Source organism: Erwinia typographi, from assembly GCF_000773975.1.
GTDB lineage: Bacteria > Pseudomonadota > Gammaproteobacteria > Enterobacterales > Enterobacteriaceae > Erwinia > Erwinia typographi.
Map to the genome: position 1 here is coordinate 136993 of NZ_JRUQ01000045.1, position 22074 is coordinate 159066.

The window sequence follows — 22074 nt, forward strand, 5'->3', positions numbered from 1 at the left end:
GAGCGATGCGGGAAACGGGGATTTTCAGGGTCATGAAACTATAGTTTCACTAAAATCCTGCATTATGGTGATGCATTGCACCATGTTGGTGATGCCATGATGAAACTCATGCAATTATTGCGCGGGATAAGTTGGCAAAGCGGGGGATATTTGTCACAGTGTGAGGATAACCCCACGGAGAAGCCACGATGGCCACCATAGCCTGCCTTCATGCGGCAAGAAGCAATATCGCCATTTTCGAAGAAGCGCTGCGCGCGCTGGATTTTGAGGATATACAGCTGCTGCATCGGGTAGAGAGTGAGCTGCTGGAACGTGCGGTGGCGGCAAACGAAGTCACGGAGGAGATTGCCGAGGCCACCAGCCGGGCGATAGCAGAGCTGTGCGAGCACGCTGATGTTGTCATTGTGACCTGTACCACGCTTGGCGTAGTGGCCTGGGATGCGAAGCAGTTCAGCAAGCCGGTACTGCGGGTGGATGCGATCCTCGCAAAGTATGCCTCGCGCTATCATGGCTCCATCCTGGTGCTGTGCACCGCGCACAGCACGCTGGAGTCGACGACCCGGTTATTTTCCGCTTTTATCCCCGGAGACAGGCTGGCCGTGGAGTTAGTCCCGCGAGCCTGGGCCTTTTTTAATCAGGGGGACATTGAGGGCTATCATCGTGAAATTGCGCACTATATTCAGCAGCGCCCCGAATGTTCGCTGGGCTGTATTGTGCTGGCGCAGACCTCAATGACCGGCGCGGAGAAATATATTAACAGCACGCTGGCGGTGCTAACCGGGCCGCAGGCTAGCCTGCAGGCGGCGATTGACGCGATACTTTGAACATAAATTACCGGAACGCAAAAAATTCGCAATCGGAGCCATAAAGTGTTTTATGCTGGAGGCTCAACAAGTTGCGAGCGCCTCTTCAGGAACCTTTTATGTTCGATCTGACCTTATTTATTCTGCTGGTTCTGGCCGGCCTTAGCTATTTCAGCAATAACCTCACCGTAGCCATCGCGCTGCTGGTGCTGATCGTTGTGCGGATGACGCCGCTGAATTCGTTCTTCCCCTGGATTGAAAAGCAGGGCGTGACGGTGGGGATCATTATCCTGACGATTGGCGTGATGGCGCCGATTGCCAGCGGCACCATCCCGAGCAGCACGCTGATGCAGTCCTTCCTGCACTGGAAATCGCTGCTGGCTATTGCTGTCGGCATCTTCGTTTCGTGGGTCGGTGGCCGCGGCGTCACGCTGATGAGCAGCCAGCCCAGCATTGTCGGCGGTCTGCTGATCGGCACCATTATCGGCGTGTCCCTGTTCCGCGGCGTACCCGTCGGCCCGCTGATCGCCGCAGGTCTGGTTTCACTGTTCATCGGCAAAATGTAGCGCGCTGCTTTCCGACGGGGGGTCTGCTATGATTGCGCTCTTTTTTTCACAGCGGAGAACGGCCAGTGAGCACTAAACAGGATAAACGGGCAAAGCGTGCCAAAGCGAAAGCCAAACAGGCCAACAATGCGCGGGCGCGCGGAAAACAGCTGGATGCGGTAGGCCGTCAGCATTATGTTGCCACGCCGGACATGCTGGCGCTTTTTGCCACGCTGCCGCCGCTTGATGATAACGGCGAGATGCCATTTGTTGCCGACGTTTACCGTTGGTCAGACCGCGAATACGGCTTTGAAGCCGCCAACGGTGAAGAGGACCGGCTCCAGGTCGCCGCGCTATGCGTGCTCTACATTCACTGGCGCACCAGCGGTGGGTCAACCACGCTGGTGCAGAACGAGATGATTGAGGCGGCTATCCGCCTGACCGAAGAGAACGAAGCCTTTAAAACGCAGTATAGCGCCGCGCAGGCCGCCGCTCAGGCTGAGTCAGAATAGCGCGGGACCGCATCGCGCTCAGAAGCCCACGCTTCGCAGATACTCCAGGCTGGCGGTAACGTCTTTCAGGCTGCCCGCCACGTCTCGGGGATCTCGCTCCTGCTCGATGGTGATCCAACCCTGCCAGTTAAGATCGGCCAGGAGCGACCTGACCGCCGGGTAATCCACATCGCCGCTGCCCAGCGGGCACATCACTCCGGCCGCGCAGGCGCTGAAAAAATCCTGCTGCTGCGCAATGGCCGCATCGTATACCGCTTTGTTGACGTCTTTAAAATGCAGGTAGTCGATGCGATCCGCATATTTCTTCAGCCAGCTTACCGGATCAAGCCCGGCGTAATAGAGGTGGCCGGTATCAAGGCAGAAACCCGCTTCAGCGGGCGGAATATCCTGCGCAATGCGCTCAATTTCGTCGCCAAATTCGATAAACCCGCCCGCATGGGGATGAATAACCGGGCGCACGCCATACTCCTGCGAGGCAATCCGGCACAGCTCGCGAATATGGACAATCATCCTTTGCCAGTCGGCGTCCGGCAGGCGCTTCGCCCGGCTGGACTGCCCGGCACAGCGGGCGCGGTCGGCATCGCCAAAGTCGATAATTACCAGGTAGGGAGGCGGAACGTCACTCTCACGGCGGCTCACCGGAACTTTCTGCAAATTAGCGCAAACGCTGTGCGTCAGTGCGACCATGCTGGCGAAGTTAGCTTCAGAGACCAGATCGTCAAACAGCGTTCCGGCCACCAGCGAAAGCTGATGCGCGTCCAGCGCCTGCTTCAGCTCAAGCGGATCGGTAGGGAGGTAACCCCACGGCCCGAGCTCAATGCTGTGATAGCCTGCCTCTCTGGCCTCGCTCAGCACCTTTTGCCAGGGAGGGAGAAAGGGATTTTTCGGGTCATCGACGCCCCAGCTACAGGGCGCATTAGCAATAGAGTACATAGGTTTCCTTGTGGTATTGAGGGCTAATTTTACTGCCCGGTGAGGGAAAGCGTCTGAGTGAAACGAGCCTATGTCGGAGAAAATAAATATTCCATTTAATTTTTTAATGAAATATTAATTCTTTGAGGCGGGTCATAAATTGCCTTGCTGGCAGGGGACTGAGTAGAGCCCCGTCGGGATTAGGCCGAATGGGGGGCGTTCTTGACCAACTCCCGCCGGCAATGCGTTTCTCCGCTATCGCAGATGAGAACGACGGAGCTTCAGGCTATCCTGATGATGGAAAACGCGTTCTTCTCCCTCTGGCTGGGTCAGGCGGTAAACGGCGTCCTGGAGCATGGCGGTTAACGGCTGCGCGTGAGTGGAGAGCTGATAGTGCGAAGATCCAGCCTGCTCAATGTCGTCATAGCCCATAATGCCCAGATGATGATGCGGTGCGTGGCTTTCCAGCGCATCCAGCGCGCCGATGGCAAGAATATCGTTTTCACAAAACAGCGCCTGGGTCCAGTCCGGTTCCGCCACCGAATTCAGATGATCTACGAGGGCGTTAAACCCGCTGGCACGATGATAATGATTGGCTTTCAGCAGGGCGATTTGCTGATCTTCAATCCCCAACTCCAGCAGGCGATCGCGATAGCCTTCAAAGCGCAACAGCTGCGTTGACTCGGTGTCTGGCCCCTTCATATAGCCAAACCGCTGATAGCCCTGTTGATGGAGAATTTCCGCCGTTTGACGGCCAGCCTGATAGCCATCGGTATTGATCACCTGGATGTAGGGATTGTCATCATTACGGCACAGCTGTACCAGCGGGATACGGTGGATGTCCCGTGCCAGGGCAATCAGATCGTCGCTTAGCAGCGTACCGAGAAACAACAGCCCATCAACCTGTAGCTGATCGGCCAGCGTCAGTACTGCCTCTTCGCTGCGCCGGGCGCTGATATTCAGCAGCAGCGCCATATAACCCCGTAGCTGAAGCTGCTGAGTGATCTGATCCAGCAGCGTCAGCAGGTTAGGGTTCAGCATTTCATCGACCACCACGCCAATCAGTCGCGAGCTTTTTTTAGACAGGCTGCGCGCCAGCAGGTTAGGGCGGTAGCCCAGCTCTTTAGCCGCCTGCTGCACGCGCTCCATTGCCTGGGCAGAAATTGACGCGCCGTCGGTAAAAGCGCGTGAGACGGTCCATTTTGAGACGCCAGCCAGCTTCGCCACATCGCTGGCGGTGACTTTGCGCAGCGCAGGCCGCCGTGAGGCTTTTTCGTTCATGCTTTACACCGTTTTGGGAGAGAAGCCCCAGTGTAATGCATAATTCGATCCTGCTTGTGCAACCGGGTGCAAAAAAGTTTTTTCTTGTGAGCTGGTCCGCGAATTCACCTTGAAGAGGTTTGACTTCCTGCTCATCCTCTCTGAAAGTTCACACGCCATCTCAGTCGGGTTATGTTTTGCACCCGGTTGCATCAGGCGATTTGCTACCGGGTGCAAAAGGTCATCCGGTCATCCTTAATCCTGAATACACCGATAAACGAGGTCGCTATGTTAAATGGAGAGAAAAAAATCGCCCGTCCGCTGCGCTGGGCGATGATTGGAGGGGGGCGCCTGAGCCAGGTGGGGTACAAGCACCGCAGCGGCGCACTTCGTGACAATACGGCTTTTCAACTGGTGGCTGGCGCGTTTGATATTGATGCCCAGCGCGGCCGCGATTTTGGCGTCAATATCGGCGTTGCAGCCAGCCGCTGCTACGACAACTATTCCCAGATGTTCACCACTGAGGCAACGCGGCCCGACGGGATAGAAGTGGTGACCATTGCCACGCCGAACGGCACACACTATGAAATCACCCGAGCGGCGCTCAATGCCGGTCTGCATGTTATCTGTGAAAAACCGCTATTTTTCACCAGCGCGGAGGTCATAGAGGTAAAGCAGCTGGCGGCAGAAAAGGGGCTGATTGTCGGCGTTACCTACGGCTACTCAGGGCACCAGATGCTGCTGCAAATGCGTAAAATGATCGCCAATGGCGACATTGGCGACGTGCGTATGGTTGAGATGCAATATACCCACGGCTTCAGCGCCAACGACAGCGCCGATAAATTTTCCGACGCGCAGAAATGGCGCGTGGACCCTAAAATTGCCGGGCCGAGTTTTGTGCTGGGCGATCTCTCCACCCACACTGTTTACCTGTCTCAGCTGGTGCTGCCGGAGTTAAAATTGCAATCGCTGCTGTGCGATCGTCAGAGCTTTATTCCCTCCCGCGCCCCGCTGGAGGATAACGCGATGGTGCTGATGCATTACCACGGCGGCGCGGTAGGACGGCTTTGGACTTCAGCGATCAACGCGGGATCGATGAACAGCCAGAAAATCCGCGTCATTGGCTCAAAGGCCAGCCTGCAATGGAGCGACTATCAGCCCAATGAGCTGGTGTACGAAGTGCAGGGACAGCCGAATCAGGTGATGCATCACGGAATGCCCTATCTGGACGAATCCGCGCTGGCAGACGATCGTCTCGGGGCGCTGCATACCGAGGGGCTGACCGAGTCGTGGTCGAATATCTATCTGAAGTTTGCGCAAGCCATTGATGCAAAACAGCGGGGCGACGAGGCGGCGCTGAGTCAAATGGTGTATCCGGATATCGACGCCGGGCTGGAAGGGGTTCGCTGGATAGAAAACTGCGTGCGCTCCGCTGACGGCGGCTCTGTCTGGGTAAATGTCGGGTAAGCAGCCAGCCATTGCGGCGAAGGGAACAAAAGGGCGGATTGCTCCGCCCGGTAACACTTTATCCCGGATAAATACCCCGGTCCTTACGCGCCATCAGAATGCGTTCGCAGGCCACGATATAGGCTGCGGTGCGCAGGCTACAGGCCTTTTCGCTGGCTTTGTCCCAGACGTGGATCATCGCTTCGGTCATGATCTTGTCCATGCGGTCATTGATCTCGCTCTCGCTCCAGAAGAAACTGGCCATGTCCTGCACCCATTCAAAGTAGCTGACCGTTACGCCACCCGCATTACAGATCACGTCCGGCACCACGGTGATGCCGCGTGAGCTCAGCATATCGTCCGCGTCGGGATAGGTTGGACCGTTTGCGCCTTCAAGCACCAGCTTACAGCTCAGCACTTCTGCCCGCTCGCGGGTGATCTGCCCCTCAAGTGCCGCAGGGATCAGGATATCCATCTGGGTAGTCCAGAACGCTTCGCTGGCAATCTCTTCTGCGCCAGGGAAACCGGCAATGATTTTATTGCTGCTTTGCCATTCGCCTAGCGCCACCAGGTCGATGCCGCCCGCGTTGAACAGCGTTGCGGAGTGGTCCTGTACCACCACCACGCGGGCGCCCGCAGCGACAAACAGACGGGCGGCTTCGCTGCCGACGTTACCAAACCCCTGCACGGCGATTTTTGCGCCTTCAATCTCAATGCCTGAGCGGCGGGCAACTTCGCGGCCGGTAATGAACACGCCGCGACCGGTGGCTTTTTCACGGCCCAGCGAGCCGCCAAGATGGATCGGCTTGCCGGTGACCACGCCGGTGACCGTGGTGCCGTGATTCATGGAATAGGTATCCATCATCCACGCCATGACCTTGGAATTGGTGCCGACGTCCGGCGCAGGAATATCTTTCTGCGGGCCAATAATCAGGCCAATTTCGCTGGTATAACGGCGAGTCAGACGTTCCAGCTCGCCTTCAGAAAGTTTGAAAGGATCGACGCGAATACCGCCCTTAGCCCCGCCGTAAGGCAGGTTAACCGCCGCACACTTAATGGTCATCCACGCGGAGAGCGCCATCACTTCATTCAGATCAACGTCAGGATGGTAGCGAACGCCGCCTTTGCCCGGTCCGCGGGAAAGATTGTGCTGCACGCGAAAACCTTCGAAGTGGCGAATGCTGCCATCGTCCATCTGCAACGGGATGTCGACAATCAGCGCGCGTTTAGGATGACGGAGCGTATCAATCCAGCGGGTCAAATCGCCCAGGTAGGGCGCCACGCGGTCGATTTGCTGTAAGTAGGTTGACCAGGCCGTTGTGCTGCCTTCTGAAACGTAAGATAGCTTATCCATAACAAACCTTTTGTTAAATAGTGATATGTACTGCGTAATGGCGACATGTTTAGTTCATCTGACTTGTACGGTAGCGAATTTACCATTATATCGACGTTTCTAATCTGTTAATTTAGTGTGAAGTTTGGTGGTAAATCCGGGGTGGTCCGCGCTATTTCGAATAAATAATTACCCCATCGGGCACAGCAAAAGGGAAGATGAGAAGTATTCTCATAGTTATGCAGCAAAAGTGCATAGCGGTCGCTTTGGCTTTATTTATCAGAACTTTGAATGCGATCAAACTTTGCGGTGTCTGAGGGGGCGTGAGCGGGAAAAATGGTCGGCGGGACGGACCGGCAGCGCCTTCCGCTGGCGCCACATTTCTTGTTACATTATAACAGCTATATTTTTTTAACTTCGTTAAACTCCTGTTTCTTTACTTTGTCAGAGACTTTGCTTACGCAATACTGTGGCAGCTTTCAGAACCTTTACGTTCTGTTTCTGGCATGACATTCACGCGATGACGAAGAACCAGATGAAAAAACTGTTTTTTTTGACCCAGTTCAGGGTCTGTTGTTTTATTGCTTTCTATATTGGGGTCCTGCTTAATCTGCCCATTTTTTTCCGCCGTTTTCACCAGTTGCAAAATGACGCGGTCCTGTCTACGGGTATTGAAATACTGGCAGCCTTTATGCTGGTACTGTTCATCTCGCTACTGCTCTCTCTGACTGGCCGCTGGCTGTACAGAGCAGGGGTGACGCTGCTGGTGATTTTCTCCGTTGCCGCCAGCTACTACATGATTTTCTTCAACGTCGACATTGGTTACGGCATTATCGCCTCGGTGATGGCTACCGATAGCCTGGACCTGTCAAAGGAGTCAGTTGGCTGGCATTTTCTGATCTGGGTGGCGCTGGTAAGCGTGCTGCCGCTGCTGCTGATTTGGCTGTCGCCAATGCCGGAAGCGTCACTCCGCCGCAGCAATGGCATCGCTTTTCTGCGCCGCACCGGCGTTATGCTGGCCGCAGGACTTTGCTGCTGGCTGCCGCTGAAGGTGATGGGCCACCATCAGGATCGTCTTGATAAGCAGCACAACAGGATGATGGCAAGCTACGGCGGCGTGGTGGCGGGAACCTATTCCCCGTCTAACTGGCTGTCGGGCGTGGGCCTGCTGGCTTACAGCAGCTGGAGCCAGGCCGAAGACAGCCGTAACCTGTACGATCCGGCCGCGCACTTTACCTACAAGCCGCCAAAAGACGTTAACGACCTTTACGTCGTCTTTGTAATTGGTGAAAGCGCGCGGCGCGACCATATGGGTCTTTACGGCTACGACCGTGATAACACGCCAAATCTGGATAAAGAACCGAATCTTGCGGCGCTGCAGGGCTACTCCTGCGATACCTCGACCAAGCTCTCTCTGCGCTGTATGTTCGTCAGAGAAGGCGGGGCGTCGGAAGCGCCGCAGCGCACGCTCAAAGAGATGAACGTATTTTCCGTGCTGAAAAAACAGGGTTTCTCCTCTGAGCTGTTCTCCATGCAGAGCGAGGCCTGGTTTTATAATAAAGTCATGGCGGACGATTACGCGCTGCGCGAAACCATTCAGTCCGAAAAGCGCAACGTGGGTAAGCCCATTGACGATATGGCGCTGGTTAGCGAATTGAAAGATTCTCTCGATCGCCATCCACAGGGTAAACATCTGGTTATCCTGCACACCAAAGGCTCTCACTACCTCTACACGGAACGCTATCCGCGCTCGTTTGCGCGCTACCAGCCGGAATGCCAGGGTATTGACGATCAGTGTTCTACCGAAGAGATGGTGAATTCCTACGATAACAGCCTGCTGTACACCGATTACGTGCTTGAGCAGGTCTTTAACCAGCTGCGTGACAAGAACGCGATTGTGTTTTATGCCTCGGATCACGGCGAGTCGATTTCGAAAAACATGCACTTCCACGGTACGCCACGCAATCAGGCGCCGATGGCTCAGCGCTCGGTGCCGATCATGGTTTGGGCGTCGGATAAGTTCCTGCAACAGCCTGACAACGCCACCGCCTTCCAGCAGTTGAAAACGCTGGCGAAGGATAAAACCCCGGTATTCCATGAGAAGCTGTTCGACAGCATTCTCGGCTGTATTGGCTATACCTCTCCGGACGGCGGTATCAACGCGTTACGCAACTGGTGCCACGCTAAGTCTTAATCTTGCGGGAGGCCGCTGCGCCTCCCTCACTTCCTCTTTCGCAGCCTGTTAAGCATTCCCCATGCCATTGCTCGCAGAGTAAGCAACCGGCTAAGTGAAAAGGCATCCTTAACCCGTTAATTTTGCCTGAACCGACACAAGCGGGTATTCTACTGCCCATATTTACTGTGACAGTATCAATTGAGGTCGACATGATTATTAAACCACGCATTCGTGGCTTTATCTGTGTTACTGCCCATCCGGCGGGTTGCAAAGCTAACGTTGAAAAACAAATCGAGTACGTTACCAGCCACGGCAACATTGCCAACGGTCCGAAAAAGGTGCTGGTGATTGGCGCGTCAACCGGTTACGGCCTTGCGGCGCGCATCTCTGCGGCTTTCGGCTGTGAGGCGGCGACGCTGGGCGTATTTTTTGAACGCGCAGGCGAAGAGACCAAACCGGCTACCGCTGGCTGGTACAACTCCGCCGCGTTTGAAGAGTTTGCTGAAGCCAAAGGCCTGTACGCCAAAAGCATCAACGGCGACGCCTACTCCGATGCGGTGAAGCAGAAGACCATTGAGCTGATCAAACAGGACCTGGGGCAGGTGGATCTGGTGGTTTACAGCCTGGCTGCGCCACGCCGCACCCATCCTAAAACCGGTGAAGTGTTCAACTCAACCCTGAAGCCAGTGGGTAAAACGCTGACCACTCGCGGCCTGAACACCGATAAAGAAACTATCTCCGATATCACGCTGGAACCGGCTTCTCAGGAAGAAATTGACGGAACCGTAGCGGTGATGGGCGGTGAAGACTGGCAGATGTGGATTGACGATCTGAACGCCGCAGGCGTGCTGGCTGACGGCGCAAAAACCACCGCCTTTACCTACCTCGGCGAGCAGATTACCCACGATATCTACTGGAATGGGTCGATCGGCGAAGCGAAGAAGGATCTGGACAAGCGCGTGCTGACCATCCGCGACACGCTGGCTAAAAAAGGCGGCGACGCGCGCGTTTCCGTGCTGAAAGCCGTTGTTACTCAGGCCAGCTCGGCTATCCCGGTGATGCCACTTTACCTTGCGCTGCTGTTTAAAGTGATGAAGGCAAAGGGCACGCATGAAGGCTGCATCGAGCAGGTTTACGGTCTGTTCAAAGACAGCCTGTATAACGCTGCGCCAATTCTGGATGACGTCGGCCGCCTGCGAGCGGACTACAAAGAGCTGACGCCAGAAGTGCAGGATGAAGTGGTGAAGCTGTGGCCTACTGTCACCAACGAAAACCTGAATCAGCTGACCGACTTTGTCGGCTACAAAACCGAATTTATGCAGCTGTTCGGTTTTGGGCTGCAGGGCGTGGATTATGACGCTGACGTTAACCCGGACGTGAAGATCAAAAATCTGGTCCAGCTGTAATCCCTGATTTTCGCCTTTAAAAAGCCTGTCTGCCGACAGGCTTTTTTTTCACCTCTGCTTTCCGGTATCCATCAGGGCGATCATCGCCTCGAGGTTAGCCGGGCGGTTTCCTTTGCGCCACACCAGCCAGATATGCAGATGCCCGCGCGCTTCCGCCAGCGGCCAGGCCAGCACGCTGTCCCTGCCGGGCATACTTTGCAGCATACTTTTGGGGATCATCGCCAGTCCGGCGCCCGCGCTGACGCAGGCGACAATGCCATGATAAGACTCCATTTCAAAAATCTTGCCGGGCGCGGCGTTATCCACTGCGAACCAGTTCTCAAACAGCCGTCGGTATGAGCAGTTGGCGCGAAACGCGTAGATGGTGGCGCCGTTAATATCCGCCGCGCAGCTCACCGCCGGATGATTAAGGGAAGAGATCAGCACCATTTCTTCGGCAAAAGCCGGAACGCCTTCCAACTGAGGGTGCTTCGGCGGGCCGTCAATAAACACCGCGCTGAAACGGCCTGCCAGCAGTCCTTCCGTCATCTCGCCGGAAGGGCCGGTAGAGAGATCCAGCTCAACCTCAGGCCAGGCCTGATGATAGCGGGCGATCAGTGGAGGAAGACGCACGGCAGCGGTACTCTCTATCGCCCCCAGCGTGAAGATGCCGGTAGGGTGCTGACCGGAAACCCGCTCTCTCGCTTCTTCAGTCAGCGCCAGAATCCTGCCCGCGTAATCCTGTAGCGTGCGGCCGGCATCGGTAATATGCAGCCGGAGTTTTTCCCTGTTGAACAGCGCCACGCCCAGTTCGTCCTCCAGCTGGCGCAGGCGCGTGGAGATATTCGACGGCACCCGGTGCAGCCGAGCGGCGGCGGCGGTGACGCTGCCTTCTTGCGCAATCGCGCGGAACACTTCCAGCTGGGTCAGATCCATAATCTTCTCAATTTGAGCAGGATATTTTCATTATTATTCATTTTTCAGGAAATACGCGCAAGCCTATGATTAAGTCATCTTCCGCTCACCCATTGCTTCGGGCCCGCCGGCCCGCAGACCAGGAGAATGTTTATGACTACCCCAGCAGGCGCAGTTTCACGCAATCCCTTTACCGGAGAGGTCATTGGCCACACGCCTTTTGCCTCGACTGCGGAGGTTGATGCCGCGTTGCAGCAAACCTGGAGCGCCTTTCAGGCGTGGCGCGTCAGCGAGATCGCCAGCCGTAGCCAACTGCTGCTGAAGATAGCCGGCGGCCTGCGCCAGCAGGCGCGTGAACTGGCCGAAATGATGACCGATGAAATGGGTAAGCCGATCGCTCAGGGGCTGGCCGAGGTGGAGAAAAGCGCGCGTCTGTGCGAATGGTATGCGGAGCATGGCCCGGCGTTCCTCAAACCTGAACCTACGCTGGTTGAGAACAATAAAGCTTTCGTTCAGTATCTGCCGCTTGGCCCCATTCTGGCGGTGATGCCGTGGAATTTCCCGGTCTGGCAGGTGATGCGCGGCGCGGTGCCAATCATCCTTGCGGGCAACAGTTATCTGCTGAAACCGGCACCAAACGTGATGGGTAGCGCGTTGCTGTTACAGTCGATCCTAGTCGGGGCTGGCGTAGCGGAAGGGCTGTTCAGGGTGGTCAATGCGGATAATGATGCCGTGGCGAAAATGATTCATGACCGCCGTATCGCCGCCGTCACCCTGACCGGCAGCGTCCGTGCCGGTGCGGCCATTGCCGGACTGGCCGGTGCCGCGATCAAAAAAAGCGTGCTGGAGTTGGGCGGGGCTGATGCCTTTATCGTGCTGGCCGATGCTGATATCGATGCGGCAGTTAAAGGCGCGATCTCCGGGCGCTTTATGAATAGCGGACAAATTTGCATCGCGGCGAAGCGGATTATTGTTGAAGCCGCCGTTTACGATCAATTCCGCGATAAGTTCATTGCGGCGGTTAAGGCGATGAAGGTCGGCGATCCGCGTGATGAAGAGACGCTGATCGGCCCGATGGCGCGCTTCGACCTGCGCGACGAGCTGGACTCACAGGTGCAGGCGACGCTGAAAGAAGGGGCTGAGTGTCTGCTGGGCGGCCACGCTATGCCAGGTGCTGCGAACTTCTACGCGCCCACCGTATTGGGCAACGTGAAGCCAGGCATGACCAGCTTCCGCCAGGAGCTGTTTGGACCGGTGGCCTCGCTGATCGTAGCTAAAGATGCGGAGGACGCCATTGCGATGGCGAACGATTCAGAATTCGGCCTGGGCGGCAGCCTCTGGAGCCGCGATCTGGTCAAGGCTCGTGAGCTGGCGGCCCGGATTGAAACGGGCGGGGTGTTTATCAACTCACCCAGCTTCTCCGATCCGCGCGTGCCGATTGGCGGAGTGAAGCGCAGCGGTTATGGCCGCGAGCTGTCCCATTTCGGCATCCGCGAGTTTACCAATGCCCAGACCGTCTGGCTGGAGGAGTAAGCCAACAGAGTAATTCTCTTGCTTGAGGCTTTTTCCCTTAGACAGCCCAGGGAGCAATAACGTATGTTTTTGCTTACAGCTAACTACGTTAAGTGCAATGGAGGTGTCCGTGTCAGTCCGAATGAATGAATATCAGCAGCCCGTGGGCGAACCAATGGAGAACTGGAGCCCACGCCAGCGTCCAGGCCCTGTTACGCTGAAAGGCCGCTTTTGCCGTCTGGAGCCGCTCGACAGCGCGGGGCATTTCGCCGATTTGTACGAGGCCTACGGCAAAGCAGGCGATGGCCGCGACTGGACCTATATGTTCACCGGCCCTTTTGCTGATGAACAGCAGTTCCACGGGCACCTGAACGCCGCCGCGACCAGTTCCGATGCGGTCTACTACGCGGTTATCGATCTGAGCAGCGGCCGCGCGGTAGGGACGCTGGCGCTGATGCGCATTGAGCCTGCCCATGGGGTGATTGAAGTCGGGCAGGTGGCTTTTTCACCCGATCTGAAGCGCACGCCGGTCTCTACCGAAGCGCATTTTCTACTGATGACCTATGCCATCGAGCAGTTGGGCTATCGCCGCTATGAATGGAAATGCGACAGCCTGAATGCGCCTTCCCGCCGCGCGGCCGAACGGCTGGGCTTCATTTACGAGGGGTTGTTCCGCCAGGCGATCGTTTATAAAGGCCGCACGCGTGACACTACGTGGTTTTCAATCATCGATGCCGACTGGCCTGCCGTCCGCGCAGGATTTGAACGCTGGCTTGACCCGGCTAACTTCGACAGTCAGGGGCAACAAAAAAAGAGCCTTGCGGCGCTTCGCGACCAGGCGGGCAGCTAAACCGAGAACGGCCCAGGCAGCCCGTGAAAGCGAGCGGAAGAAATTCTGCTTGCGATTAAGATATATCATAGATATATTTTAATCATGTTTTCATCCGTGGTTATCACGGGCCTGCCACCCCCTCGGTTTGGGAGAATTTCCTTGTCAGAGATTGCAGAAAAAAATCGTCGCGCGCCGCGCCGCGTGAGAAATGAGCTGGTTTTTCGTCCGGTAGCGGTGCTGTCGAAAACCTTCATCGCCGGAAACTTTTACCGCATTGAGTTTGGCGGCGAGGCGCTTAAAGGCTTTACCTCGCCCAGCTTTGAGGACCATATCAAAGTGTTTTTCCCCGATGCGCAAACCGGTGAGTTTCATCTGCCGGAAATCAGCGAAGAGGGCGTGGTGTGGAAAGACGGCATCAGGCCGGTTGCCCGTGATTATACGCCGCTGTTCTTTGATAGTGAGCAGGGCCGCCTGACGCTGGACTTTTACCTGCATCAGTCCGGCGTAGCCAGTGACTGGGCGGCACAGGCTCAGCCGGGCGACAGGCTGGCTATCGGCGGGCCGCGCGGTTCGCTGATAGTGCCGGAGGATTATGACTTTCAGCTGTATGTCTGTGACGAAACCGGGCTTCCGGCTTTTAAACGTCGCCTGCAAACGATGAGTGGCAGCCGAATCAAGCTTTATGCCTGGGCGGATGAAGCGACCGGTCTGGAATATTTGCAGGATATCCGTCAGGTTGAGGTGAACTGGTTGGGAAGCGGTACGATGAATACCGACACCGCTCAGGAGCTGATCGCCCGCCTGGAAGCGCTGGCGCTGCCGGAAGAGGATTACTTTATCTGGCTGACCGGCGAGGGCGCCGCGGTCAAAATGCTGAGCGATTATTTTACCGGCCAGCGCGGCAAAGAAGCCGATTTTGTCAGAGCGGTGGCGTACTGGCACCTAAAGTCACGCTAAAGCGCGGTCAGCTGACGGTAACGCCGGGAAAAGCGCGGGAATACCGGTAGCAAGACCAGGCTTATTGAAATTTGCCAGGGGGTCATTTACACTCAGTCCCCCTTAATTCTGCGCAGGCTGGCGATGAAATTATCTCCTCAGGACCCCGCTCATAAACAAGCCTGTGCGCAAGCGCGCAGAAAGCGGCGTGAAAAAATGCTGGATGCCAGCGACATCCGCCTGCTGATCCTGCACTTTATTTCGCAGGGTGCGGCGCATGGCTATGAGCTGATCAAATCGATTGAGGAATTATCCAAAGGGGAATATTCCCCCAGTCCGGGAATTATCTATCCTAATCTGACTCTGCTTGAAGAGATGGACTGCATCCAGGCGATCAATCCTCAGGCTGCCCGCAAGGCCTTTCGCCTCGCAGCAGGGGGAGAAAGGCTGCTTCATCAGCAGCAGGCCAGCCTGAAGGCCATTATCGCCCGGCTCAGCTCAATGGCGGTGTTAGTGAATAACCGTAGCCTTCCCGAAATGGAACGCGCCATTCATAATATGAAAATGGCGCTCAACACTCGCCTTTCACAGCCCGAACTCGCGCAGCAAACGCTGTATGACATTATCGATGCGCTCGACGAAGCGGCAAAGAAAATTGAGCGAAGCTAAGGGCAACGGCAGCAGCGCCTGGTTCATCCTGACAACATTCTGCTACTGGTCGCCGGGCTGCTGATACTGCTCGTCAGACACTTTTTCCATCCAGTCGACAACCTTGCCATCCTGCGCTTCAGCGATGGCAATATGGGTCATTGCGCTGCTGGCGCTGGCGCCGTGCCAGTGTTTTACCTCTGGGCGAATCCACACGATATCGCCTTTGCCAATTGCCCTTGCCGGTTTGTCCCATTCCTGCACCCATCCCTGACCCTCCGTAACGATCAGCGTCTGTCCCAGCGGGTGAGTGTGCCATGCGGTACGCGCGCCGGCTGGGAAAGTGACGGTCGCACCGCTTACGCGGGCAGGTTCGGTCGTTTTGAACGGCGAGTTAATTTTTACTTCACCGGTAAAATAGTCTTCTGGTCCGCTAACGGTGGGGGTGGCACCCTGTTTAAAGATATCGATCATCGTAAGGCCTCAAGGCTGGCGAAAGAAATTGCGTGGATGAATGATAGGCGATTTACCGCTGAAGACTATGGCGCAAAGCTGAAAGAACTTATGAATTCTGATCATTAATTAACGGCGCGGGGCTGAAATTTCTTGTTGTCCCGGTCGGTGAATTTGCTTTTCTGCACGTAAAAATATACCCAGTGCGAAACAATAACCTGAAATAGATTAAATAAATGGGTTTTTTTTCTTATGTTTTTTTAGTTAAATTTGTGTTTTCGAATTGTAATGGTTCGTAAGGATGATAATCGTCCATTCGTATACGCTGAGAGATGAAAATGATTAACAAATTGACGAGTATTGTCATAGCGATTGCCGGTCTCGCTATGCTTTACATGGGGGCACAGCTGCTGCTGGCTGGCGGCACGCCTTTTTATGCCATGATGGCCGTAGGGCTGCTGATTACCGCCGTTGCGCTGTTTAAAAACAAAATAATCGCCTTATCCCTCTACGCGATCCTGATGTGGATTGTGCTGGCATGGATCATTTATGAAGTGGGCTTCGATAAATGGCAGTGGATACCTCGCGGCGATCTGATTGGTATCATTGGCGTCTGGCTGGCCTTACCCTGGGTGGTTCGCCCGCTGTCAAAAGCGCAAAGGCCCGCCAACCCGGCCAGGTTCCATCCGTTCCTCGGGACCACCGTGTTGGTGATGATTGCCATTGTGATTGGCATGGCCTTCTACGATCCTTTGCCGCAAGAGGGCACGATTAGCAACCAGCGCGAAGCGGCGAATACCGAGGCGGCGGGAAATGACTGGGCGGCCTACGGCGGCACCAACAACGGTGCGCGCTTCTCTAACCTGAAGCAGATCACCGCCGATAACGTCAGTAATCTGGACGTGGCGTGGACTTACCACACCGGCGACCTGCGCGATGCGCAGGATGCTTCTGAATACACTTTTGAAGCCACGCCGATGAAAGTGAACAACACCCTCTATTTCTGTACGCCGCACAACGAAGTGCACGCGCTGAATCCGGAGACTGGCGCGCTGAAGTGGAAATATGAGCCAACCAAAGACCGCTCTTATTTGCAGCAGCACCAGACCTGCCGCGGCGTGAGCTACTATGAGGCACCGGCCGTCCCGGCGGGGAACACCGTGCAGCCAGCCTCCGTCGCCAACTCACCGGCCGTTTGCCGTAAGCGTATTTTCAATGCCGCTAACGATGCGAAATTACTGGCGCTGGATGCGGACACCGGCAAGCTGTGTGCCGATTTTGGCAACAACGGCATTGTCGATCTGCGGGCAAATATGGGCGAAATTCGTCCTCACGCCCTGATGCAAACGGCTGCGCCTCTGGTTGCCGGTAATCTGGTGATTGTCGGCGGCTCGGTGATGGATAACGGCTTTAATTCCGGCAACCCGTCAGGCGTTATTCGGGCATATGACGTGATATCGGGGCGTCTGGTGTGGAACTTCGATCCGGCTAACCCGGAAAATACCCAGCCGATCGCGGCAGGCCAGACCTATCCTCAGGATACGCCCGTTGCCTGGGGGACGCTCAGCGCCGATATGAAGAATGGCCTGCTGTACGTCCCGTTCGGCAACGCCTCGCCGGATGAGCTGGGGATTGAGCGTGATGCTAACAGCAACACCGAGAAATTCCGCGATACGCTGGTGGCGCTGGATCTGAAGACTGGCGCATTTAAGTGGCGCTTCCAGTCCTCCAAACACGATCTGTGGGACCGCGATAATCCTTCACAGCCGTCGCTGCTGGATATCGATTATCAGGGTCAAAAACAGCCGGTGGTGATCCTGCCGACCAAAACCGGCAACCTGTTTGTTCTGAACCGTCTGACCGGCCAGCCGGTCTATCCAATCAACCAGCTTGACGTGTCGACGAAAGGAATTGAGGGGGAGAAATATTCGCCAACGCAGCCCGTATCCGCGCTGAACTTTATCCCTGAACCGCTCAACGAGAAAGCGATGTGGGGCCTGACGCCGTTCGATCAGATGGCCTGCCGTCTGGAATTTAAATCTCTGCGCTATGATGGCAATCCGTGGACGCCGGCGACGGAAAGCGGATCGATTATCTTCCCGGGCAACATTGGAGTGTTCAACTGGGGCTCGGTGGCGGTAGATCCAGAGCGTCAGATTCTGATCGCTTCGCCGGTACGGCTGGCTTACAAATACAACCTGATCAAACGTACGCCGGATACGGCCGACAAACGTTTATTCACTCAGGACGGTACGCCTTACTGGAATGAAAACTTCCAGGGGGATTATGCGATACATATCCAGCAGATGGCTTCCAGCCTGGGTATTCCGTGTATTGCACCGCCGTGGGGCCGGATGGTCGGCGTGGATCTGAAAACGGGTAAAACCGGGTGGCTACGCCGCGTGGGAACGACCAAAAATCTGAAGACCACCTTCCTGCCAGGCCGCTTCCCGATCGGCTTCCCGATGGGAATGGTGGCGCACGGCGGCCCGCTGACGACGGCGGGAGACCTGGTGTTCCACGGCGCAACGGCGGATAATTTCTTCCGCGCGTACGACACCAGCAGCGGTAAGCTGCTGTGGCAGGCTGAGCTGCCAGCCGGTGGCCAGGCCACGCCATCCACTTATCTGGGTGCGGATAATAAGCAGTACGTGGTTATCGCAGCCGGTGGACACGGTTCGCTGGGCACTAAAGAGGGCGATGCCGTGGTGGCATATCGTCTGAAGTAATCGACAAGGGCGGAATGCCAGTTCCGCCCATTTTCCTCTCACCGGCCGGTGGCCCAGCCTCCGCTGTAAACCCGTAGCTATACCTGCTTCACACCTTTTCCTGGTTAATCATTCTCCATCCACCGGAAATTCATATCCTAAAACTGAGATGTAGCTCACACTTTTATTGAATAAAATTCAGTTCCTCCTACACTTGTGCGCTTTCTGACGTCTTTTATTGATCCGGGAGCCGCACGCCATGTCTGATTTGTTAGTCGTTTCACGCCGGGTTGCCTGGTCCAGAGTGCTGACCCTCGCGGGCGCAGCCTTCGTGTTTAACACCACTGAATACATCCCCGTCGGCCTGCTCACCGATATTGGCAGCAGCTTTGGGCTGGCGTCCTCGCAGGCTGGCATCATGATGACCGTCTACGCGTGGATTGTGGCGCTGATGTCGTTACCGCTGATGCTGGCGACAAGCCAGGTCAACCGCCGAACGTTGCTCATCGTGCTGTTCGCTCTTTTCGCCTGTAGCCATCTGCTCTCCTTTTTTGCCTGGAGTTTTGAGGTGCTGCTGATTGCTCGCGCGGGGGTGGCACTGGCCCATGCGCTCTTCTGGTCGATCACCGCGTCGCTGGCCGTGCGGCTGGCGCCGCCGGGGAAACGCGCGCAGGCATTGAGCCTGCTTGCCATGGCGACGGCACTGGCTTCCGTTCTCGGCCTGCCGCTAGGGCGGATCGTTGGACAGATGGCGGGCTGGCGCTACACGTTTCTGTTGATTGGCGCGGCGGCGCTGGTGCTTTTATGGATGATTATCCGCGTGATGCCTTCGCTGAAATCTGAACAGGCTGGCTCGGTTAAAAACTTACCCAACCTGCTGCGGCGACCGGCGCTGGTCAGTCTGTATGCGCTGACGGTGACGATTGTGACCGCCCATTTCACCGCCTTTACCTATATTGAGCCTTTTGTGGTGAAGGTCGCCGGGTTCACTGAAGGTTTTGCCACGCTGCTGCTGCTGTTGGTCGGGGTGGCTGGCGTTGCAGGTAGCCTGATTTTCAGCCGGTTGGGCGATCGTCGTCCCGCGCAGATGCTGACTCTCTCCATCGCGGTGCTGGCTGTTTGCCTGCTGATCCTGCTGCCGGTCTCTGGCAGCGAAAACGGCACCGTGGCGGTGGCGATGCTGTGGGGTATGGCCTTTATGATTATTGGCATGAGCCTGCAAATGAAGGTGCTGACGCTGGCGCCGGACGCCACCGACGTGGCGATGGCGCTGTACTCCGGCATTGTCAATATTGGCATTGGGGCTGGCGCGCTGCTGGGCAACAAAGCCAGCCTGGACATTGGCATATCATCCGTCGGCTACATTGCGGCCATCCCCGCCGTTGCGGCCCTTACTGGCGCGCTTTTTATGTTCAGGAAATGGCCGTCCAGAACCGTGGAGCAGGGCCAGCAAATGGCCGCAAGGCCGGAATAACAACGTGGGGCGCTGGCTCAGGCGAGGGTTTCCTTCAGCGCCCCGGCATATTTGCTTAACAGCTGCACCAGTTTATCTACGTCATCCTGCTGCCAGCTGGCAAAAATTTCCCGCCCAATTCTTTCCCGCGCCGCATCGACGTGATCGGTCATCGTTTTACCTTTCGGCGTGATGACCGCTTCCCGTACCCGGCGGTCAGCCGCGCCTGGACGCCGCTCGACGAGGCCGCTGCCTTCAAGCTTTGCCACCTGACGGCTGACCGTACTGTGATCTCTGCCGACGCGCTCGGCCAGCTCCACCACGCCAATCGGTCCTAAGCGTTCAATGCCCACCAACAGCGGAAATAACGCTCGCTCAAGATTGATCCCCGCTTCTTTAATCAGCCGCTCATCTCCCTGCGGCCTGTTGATCACCGCGACTATTTCTAAGATTGCCCCGTGCAGGGCGCGCAGCTGTTGGCTGATGTGTGTATTTTGCACATTATTACTTGACGGCATACGGACTCCTCTTTAATGTGTGCATTATACACATAATTAATTTTATCCTGACAGAGGAAATCTTATGAAAGCAGCATTCGTGACCCAGGCAGGACAACTGCCGATTTACGGCGACTTTGCGGAACCGGTCGCTTCAGAGCAAGGGGAGCGGGTGCTGGTTCGGGCGGCCGCACTTAGCCACCTGGTTAAAAACAGGGCTTCAGGCAAGCATTACAGCGCCAGCGGGCAGTATCCTTTCATTGTCGGGATTGATGGCGTTGGGACCAGGGAAGACGGGCAGCGGGTCTATTTCTTTCAGCCGGTCGCGCCTTACGGCAGCATGGCCGAGCAGACGCTGGTGCCAGCCTCGCGCTGCATTGAACTGACGGACGAGCTGGATGACATAACGGCGGCGGGGATTGCCAATCCGGGAATGTCTTCCTGGGCAGCCCTGACCGAGCGCGCCAGCCTGCAAATTGGCGAAACGGTACTGATTAACGGCGCCACCGGCATTTCAGGACGTCTGGCGGTGCAGATCGCCCGCTACCTTGGGGCGAAGAAAATAATTGCGACCGGCCGCAACCCTGAAGCGCTGAAGCAGCTCTCTTTGCTGGGTGTGGACACGATCATTGCGCTGACGCAGGAAGAAGAAGTCCTGAATGACCAGTTTCGCGAAGCATTCAGGCAGGGCGTTGACGTGGTTATCGACTACCTGTGGGGAAAAACGGCGGAACAATTGCTCGCCGCGGCAGCCCAAACGGCTGAAGAGGGCCAACCGCTGCGATTTGTGCAGGTCGGATCAATGGGTGGCGGCGAGATCGCTCTGCCCGGCGCAGTGCTGCGTTCCAAAGCAATAGCGCTGATGGGCAGCGGTTTAGGCAGTGTCACAACCGACGGGCTGCTGAAAACGCTTAAAGGCCTGCTCAACGCGACCGCTTCCGCTGGCTTTACCCTGGCAACCCACGAAGTGCCGTTGTCCCAGGTTACCGAGGTCTGGCAGCAGAACGACAGCGCTTCGCGTACGGTATTTACGCTATAGCACTGATGCTCCGCATACCTGTTCTTTGCCGTTCGGACTACCAGCTGAGCGACGTCCCGGCATAGTCCAGATAGTGATGGCCACCCTTGCCGGACCAGCGCTCAAGCCGATCGACGATGCCCGTTGTGCTTTGCTCTACGGTCAGCGCGGCATTTTCTCCGCCCATATCCGTTTGCACCCAGCCTGGGTGAATATTCAGCAAAGTCTGACCGTCGGCCAGCCGATCGGTCAGGCTGCGCGACAGCATATTCAGCGCCCCCTTGCTGGCTGAATAGAGCGGGTAGGTTGCCGAAGTATTTTCGTTCAGGCTGGCTAACTGCGAGGTCATCAGCGCCAGCACGCCATTAGTGGGGGAGAGCAGCGGCAGCAGTTCCGCAGCGCAGCGCACCGGAGAGATAGCGTTGGTTAAAAATAAAGCGGCCAGCTCGTCATCCTTCGCCTTTGCCAGATCCTGATGATCCGGGCCGAACACGCCTGCATTGATAAAAATCAGATCGAAAGATTTACCCTCAATCTCATTTCTTAGCGTCTCTCTTTGCGTGGGTTCGTTGATGTCCACGGTCAGCCAGTAAATGGCAGAGTCTGAAACCGGCGAAGTATTGCGGGTGGTGGCAATCACTTTCCAACCGCGCTGGGCTAGCGTATTTGCCAGACCCAGCCCAATCCCGCGTGAAGCGCCGACGATCAGCGCCTGTTTTGAGGTATCCAT

The 22074-nt window shown here is 56.3% G+C and carries 21 protein-coding genes; 13 read left to right on the forward strand and 8 right to left on the reverse strand.

Annotation, left to right across the window (positions count from 1 at the left end; translation table 11 throughout):
* Window positions 1-188 precede the first annotated feature (188 nt).
* The 3 genes from NG99_RS16675 (at window position 189) to NG99_RS16685 (ending at window position 1860) form a co-directional block, all read left to right on the forward strand.
* Window positions 189-824, forward strand: coding sequence for a hypothetical protein (locus NG99_RS16675; RefSeq protein ID WP_034895356.1), 636 nt, complete (start codon window positions 189-191; stop codon window positions 822-824).
* Between the two features lie 98 nt (window positions 825-922).
* Window positions 923-1369 carry a DUF441 domain-containing protein gene (locus NG99_RS16680; protein ID WP_034895358.1) on the forward strand — a complete coding sequence of 149 codons (447 nt, stop codon included), beginning with the start codon at window positions 923-925 and terminating at the stop codon, window positions 1367-1369.
* A gap of 65 nt (window positions 1370-1434) precedes the next feature.
* On the forward strand, window positions 1435-1860 hold the full coding sequence (locus NG99_RS16685) for a hypothetical protein (RefSeq protein ID WP_034895360.1): 426 nt from the start codon (window positions 1435-1437) through the stop codon (window positions 1858-1860).
* Window positions 1861-1878: 18 nt separating this feature from the next.
* On the opposite strand, the gene NG99_RS16690 is transcribed toward NG99_RS16685, so the two are convergent.
* Window positions 1879-2793, reverse strand: a complete 915-nt coding sequence (locus NG99_RS16690) for a sugar phosphate isomerase/epimerase family protein (protein WP_034895362.1) — start codon at window positions 2791-2793, stop codon at window positions 1879-1881.
* A gap of 234 nt (window positions 2794-3027) precedes the next feature.
* Complete coding sequence (locus NG99_RS16695) at window positions 3028-4053, reverse strand: LacI family DNA-binding transcriptional regulator (RefSeq protein ID WP_034895364.1); 1026 nt, start codon at window positions 4051-4053, stop codon at window positions 3028-3030.
* 267 nt (window positions 4054-4320) lie between these two features.
* Here NG99_RS16695 and NG99_RS16700 point away from each other — a divergent pair, with 267 nt between their 5' ends.
* Window positions 4321-5499, forward strand: coding sequence for a Gfo/Idh/MocA family protein (locus tag NG99_RS16700; RefSeq protein WP_034895366.1), 1179 nt, complete (start codon window positions 4321-4323; stop codon window positions 5497-5499).
* Between the two features lie 58 nt (window positions 5500-5557).
* Here the strand turns inward: NG99_RS16700 and NG99_RS16705 are convergent, their stop codons facing one another.
* Both NG99_RS16705 and NG99_RS29995 read right to left on the reverse strand, forming a co-directional pair.
* Window positions 5558-6832: a Glu/Leu/Phe/Val family dehydrogenase gene (locus NG99_RS16705; RefSeq protein ID WP_034895368.1), complete on the reverse strand. Its 1275-nt coding sequence runs from the start codon at window positions 6830-6832 to the stop codon at window positions 5558-5560.
* Window positions 6833-7268: 436 nt separating this feature from the next.
* Window positions 7269-7457 carry a hypothetical protein gene (locus NG99_RS29995; RefSeq protein WP_232298338.1) on the reverse strand — a complete coding sequence of 63 codons (189 nt, stop codon included), beginning with the start codon at window positions 7455-7457 and terminating at the stop codon, window positions 7269-7271.
* Here NG99_RS29995 and eptB point away from each other — a divergent pair.
* Both eptB and fabV read left to right on the forward strand, forming a co-directional pair.
* A complete protein-coding gene (gene eptB / locus NG99_RS16710; protein WP_232298336.1) occupies window positions 7365-9005 on the forward strand; it encodes a kdo(2)-lipid A phosphoethanolamine 7''-transferase in 1641 nt (546 codons plus the stop codon). The two genes, NG99_RS29995 and eptB, sit on opposite strands and share 93 nt — an antisense overlap.
* Before the next feature lie 191 nt (window positions 9006-9196).
* A complete protein-coding gene (gene fabV / locus NG99_RS16715) occupies window positions 9197-10393 on the forward strand; it encodes an enoyl-ACP reductase FabV (RefSeq protein WP_034895372.1) in 1197 nt (398 codons plus the stop codon).
* 48 nt (window positions 10394-10441) lie between these two features.
* Here fabV and ptrR read toward each other — a convergent pair whose 3' ends face one another.
* A complete protein-coding gene (gene ptrR, locus NG99_RS16720; RefSeq protein ID WP_034895374.1) occupies window positions 10442-11308 on the reverse strand; it encodes a putrescine utilization regulator PtrR in 867 nt (288 codons plus the stop codon).
* A gap of 126 nt (window positions 11309-11434) precedes the next feature.
* Between ptrR and NG99_RS16725 the strand changes: the two genes are divergently transcribed.
* From NG99_RS16725 to NG99_RS16740, 4 genes are all read left to right on the forward strand, one after another.
* Window positions 11435-12820, forward strand: a complete 1386-nt coding sequence (locus NG99_RS16725) for an NAD-dependent succinate-semialdehyde dehydrogenase (RefSeq protein WP_157032642.1) — start codon at window positions 11435-11437, stop codon at window positions 12818-12820.
* A gap of 109 nt (window positions 12821-12929) precedes the next feature.
* Window positions 12930-13649, forward strand: a complete 720-nt coding sequence (locus NG99_RS16730) for a GNAT family N-acetyltransferase (RefSeq protein WP_052130749.1) — start codon at window positions 12930-12932, stop codon at window positions 13647-13649.
* Between the two features lie 135 nt (window positions 13650-13784).
* Window positions 13785-14588 (forward strand): siderophore-interacting protein, encoded by an 804-nt coding sequence (locus tag NG99_RS16735; RefSeq protein ID WP_232298337.1) that lies wholly within the window; start codon window positions 13785-13787, stop codon window positions 14586-14588.
* A gap of 123 nt (window positions 14589-14711) precedes the next feature.
* Window positions 14712-15236, forward strand: a complete 525-nt coding sequence (locus tag NG99_RS16740) for a PadR family transcriptional regulator (protein WP_034895379.1) — start codon at window positions 14712-14714, stop codon at window positions 15234-15236.
* Window positions 15237-15278: 42 nt separating this feature from the next.
* Here the strand turns inward: NG99_RS16740 and NG99_RS16745 are convergent, their stop codons facing one another.
* Window positions 15279-15689 carry a (R)-mandelonitrile lyase gene (locus NG99_RS16745; RefSeq protein WP_408606413.1) on the reverse strand — a complete coding sequence of 137 codons (411 nt, stop codon included), beginning with the start codon at window positions 15687-15689 and terminating at the stop codon, window positions 15279-15281.
* Between the two features lie 317 nt (window positions 15690-16006).
* Between NG99_RS16745 and NG99_RS16750 the strand changes: the two genes are divergently transcribed.
* Entirely contained in the window at window positions 16007-18397 is a 2391-nt protein-coding gene (locus tag NG99_RS16750; RefSeq protein ID WP_034895437.1) for a membrane-bound PQQ-dependent dehydrogenase, glucose/quinate/shikimate family, read from the forward strand.
* 238 nt (window positions 18398-18635) lie between these two features.
* Window positions 18636-19850, forward strand: coding sequence for a sugar transporter (locus NG99_RS16755; protein WP_034895381.1), 1215 nt, complete (start codon window positions 18636-18638; stop codon window positions 19848-19850).
* A gap of 17 nt (window positions 19851-19867) precedes the next feature.
* On the opposite strand, the gene NG99_RS16760 is transcribed toward NG99_RS16755, so the two are convergent.
* Entirely contained in the window at window positions 19868-20347 is a 480-nt protein-coding gene (locus NG99_RS16760) for a MarR family winged helix-turn-helix transcriptional regulator (protein ID WP_034895383.1), read from the reverse strand.
* A gap of 64 nt (window positions 20348-20411) precedes the next feature.
* On the opposite strand from NG99_RS16760, the gene NG99_RS16765 reads away from it, so the two are divergent.
* The gene (locus tag NG99_RS16765; protein ID WP_034895384.1) at window positions 20412-21365 is read left to right on the forward strand and encodes a quinone oxidoreductase family protein; all 954 of its coding nucleotides are present in this window, start codon (window positions 20412-20414) and stop codon (window positions 21363-21365) included.
* Window positions 21366-21402: 37 nt separating this feature from the next.
* On the opposite strand, the gene NG99_RS16770 is transcribed toward NG99_RS16765, so the two are convergent.
* Window positions 21403-22074: an SDR family oxidoreductase gene (locus NG99_RS16770; protein WP_034895387.1), complete on the reverse strand. Its 672-nt coding sequence runs from the start codon at window positions 22072-22074 to the stop codon at window positions 21403-21405.

Bases quoted from the DNA above. Each gene is read 5' to 3' on its own strand.
- NG99_RS16700 (WP_034895366.1), top strand. From the start codon at position 4,321: ATGTTAAATGGAGAGAAAAAAATCGCCCGTCCGCTGCGCTGGGCGATG.
- NG99_RS16725 (WP_157032642.1), top strand. From the start codon at position 11,435: ATGTTTATGACTACCCCAGCAGGCGCAGTTTCACGCAATCCCTTTACC.
- NG99_RS16740 (WP_034895379.1), top strand. From the start codon at position 14,712: ATGAAATTATCTCCTCAGGACCCCGCTCATAAACAAGCCTGTGCGCAA.
- NG99_RS16770 (WP_034895387.1), bottom strand. From the start codon at position 22,074: ATGGATACCTCAAAACAGGCGCTGATCGTCGGCGCTTCACGCGGGATT.
- ptrR (WP_034895374.1), bottom strand. From the start codon at position 11,308: ATGGATCTGACCCAGCTGGAAGTGTTCCGCGCGATTGCGCAAGAAGGC.
- NG99_RS16760 (WP_034895383.1), bottom strand. From the start codon at position 20,347: ATGCCGTCAAGTAATAATGTGCAAAATACACACATCAGCCAACAGCTG.
- NG99_RS16765 (WP_034895384.1), top strand. From the start codon at position 20,412: ATGAAAGCAGCATTCGTGACCCAGGCAGGACAACTGCCGATTTACGGC.
- NG99_RS16755 (WP_034895381.1), top strand. From the start codon at position 18,636: ATGTCTGATTTGTTAGTCGTTTCACGCCGGGTTGCCTGGTCCAGAGTG.
- NG99_RS16680 (WP_034895358.1), top strand. From the start codon at position 923: ATGTTCGATCTGACCTTATTTATTCTGCTGGTTCTGGCCGGCCTTAGC.
- NG99_RS16745 (WP_408606413.1), bottom strand. From the start codon at position 15,689: ATGATCGATATCTTTAAACAGGGTGCCACCCCCACCGTTAGCGGACCA.
- NG99_RS16675 (WP_034895356.1), top strand. From the start codon at position 189: ATGGCCACCATAGCCTGCCTTCATGCGGCAAGAAGCAATATCGCCATT.
- NG99_RS16690 (WP_034895362.1), bottom strand. From the start codon at position 2,793: ATGTACTCTATTGCTAATGCGCCCTGTAGCTGGGGCGTCGATGACCCG.
- fabV (WP_034895372.1), top strand. From the start codon at position 9,197: ATGATTATTAAACCACGCATTCGTGGCTTTATCTGTGTTACTGCCCAT.
- NG99_RS16750 (WP_034895437.1), top strand. From the start codon at position 16,007: ATGATTAACAAATTGACGAGTATTGTCATAGCGATTGCCGGTCTCGCT.
- NG99_RS16695 (WP_034895364.1), bottom strand. From the start codon at position 4,053: ATGAACGAAAAAGCCTCACGGCGGCCTGCGCTGCGCAAAGTCACCGCC.
- NG99_RS16705 (WP_034895368.1), bottom strand. From the start codon at position 6,832: ATGGATAAGCTATCTTACGTTTCAGAAGGCAGCACAACGGCCTGGTCA.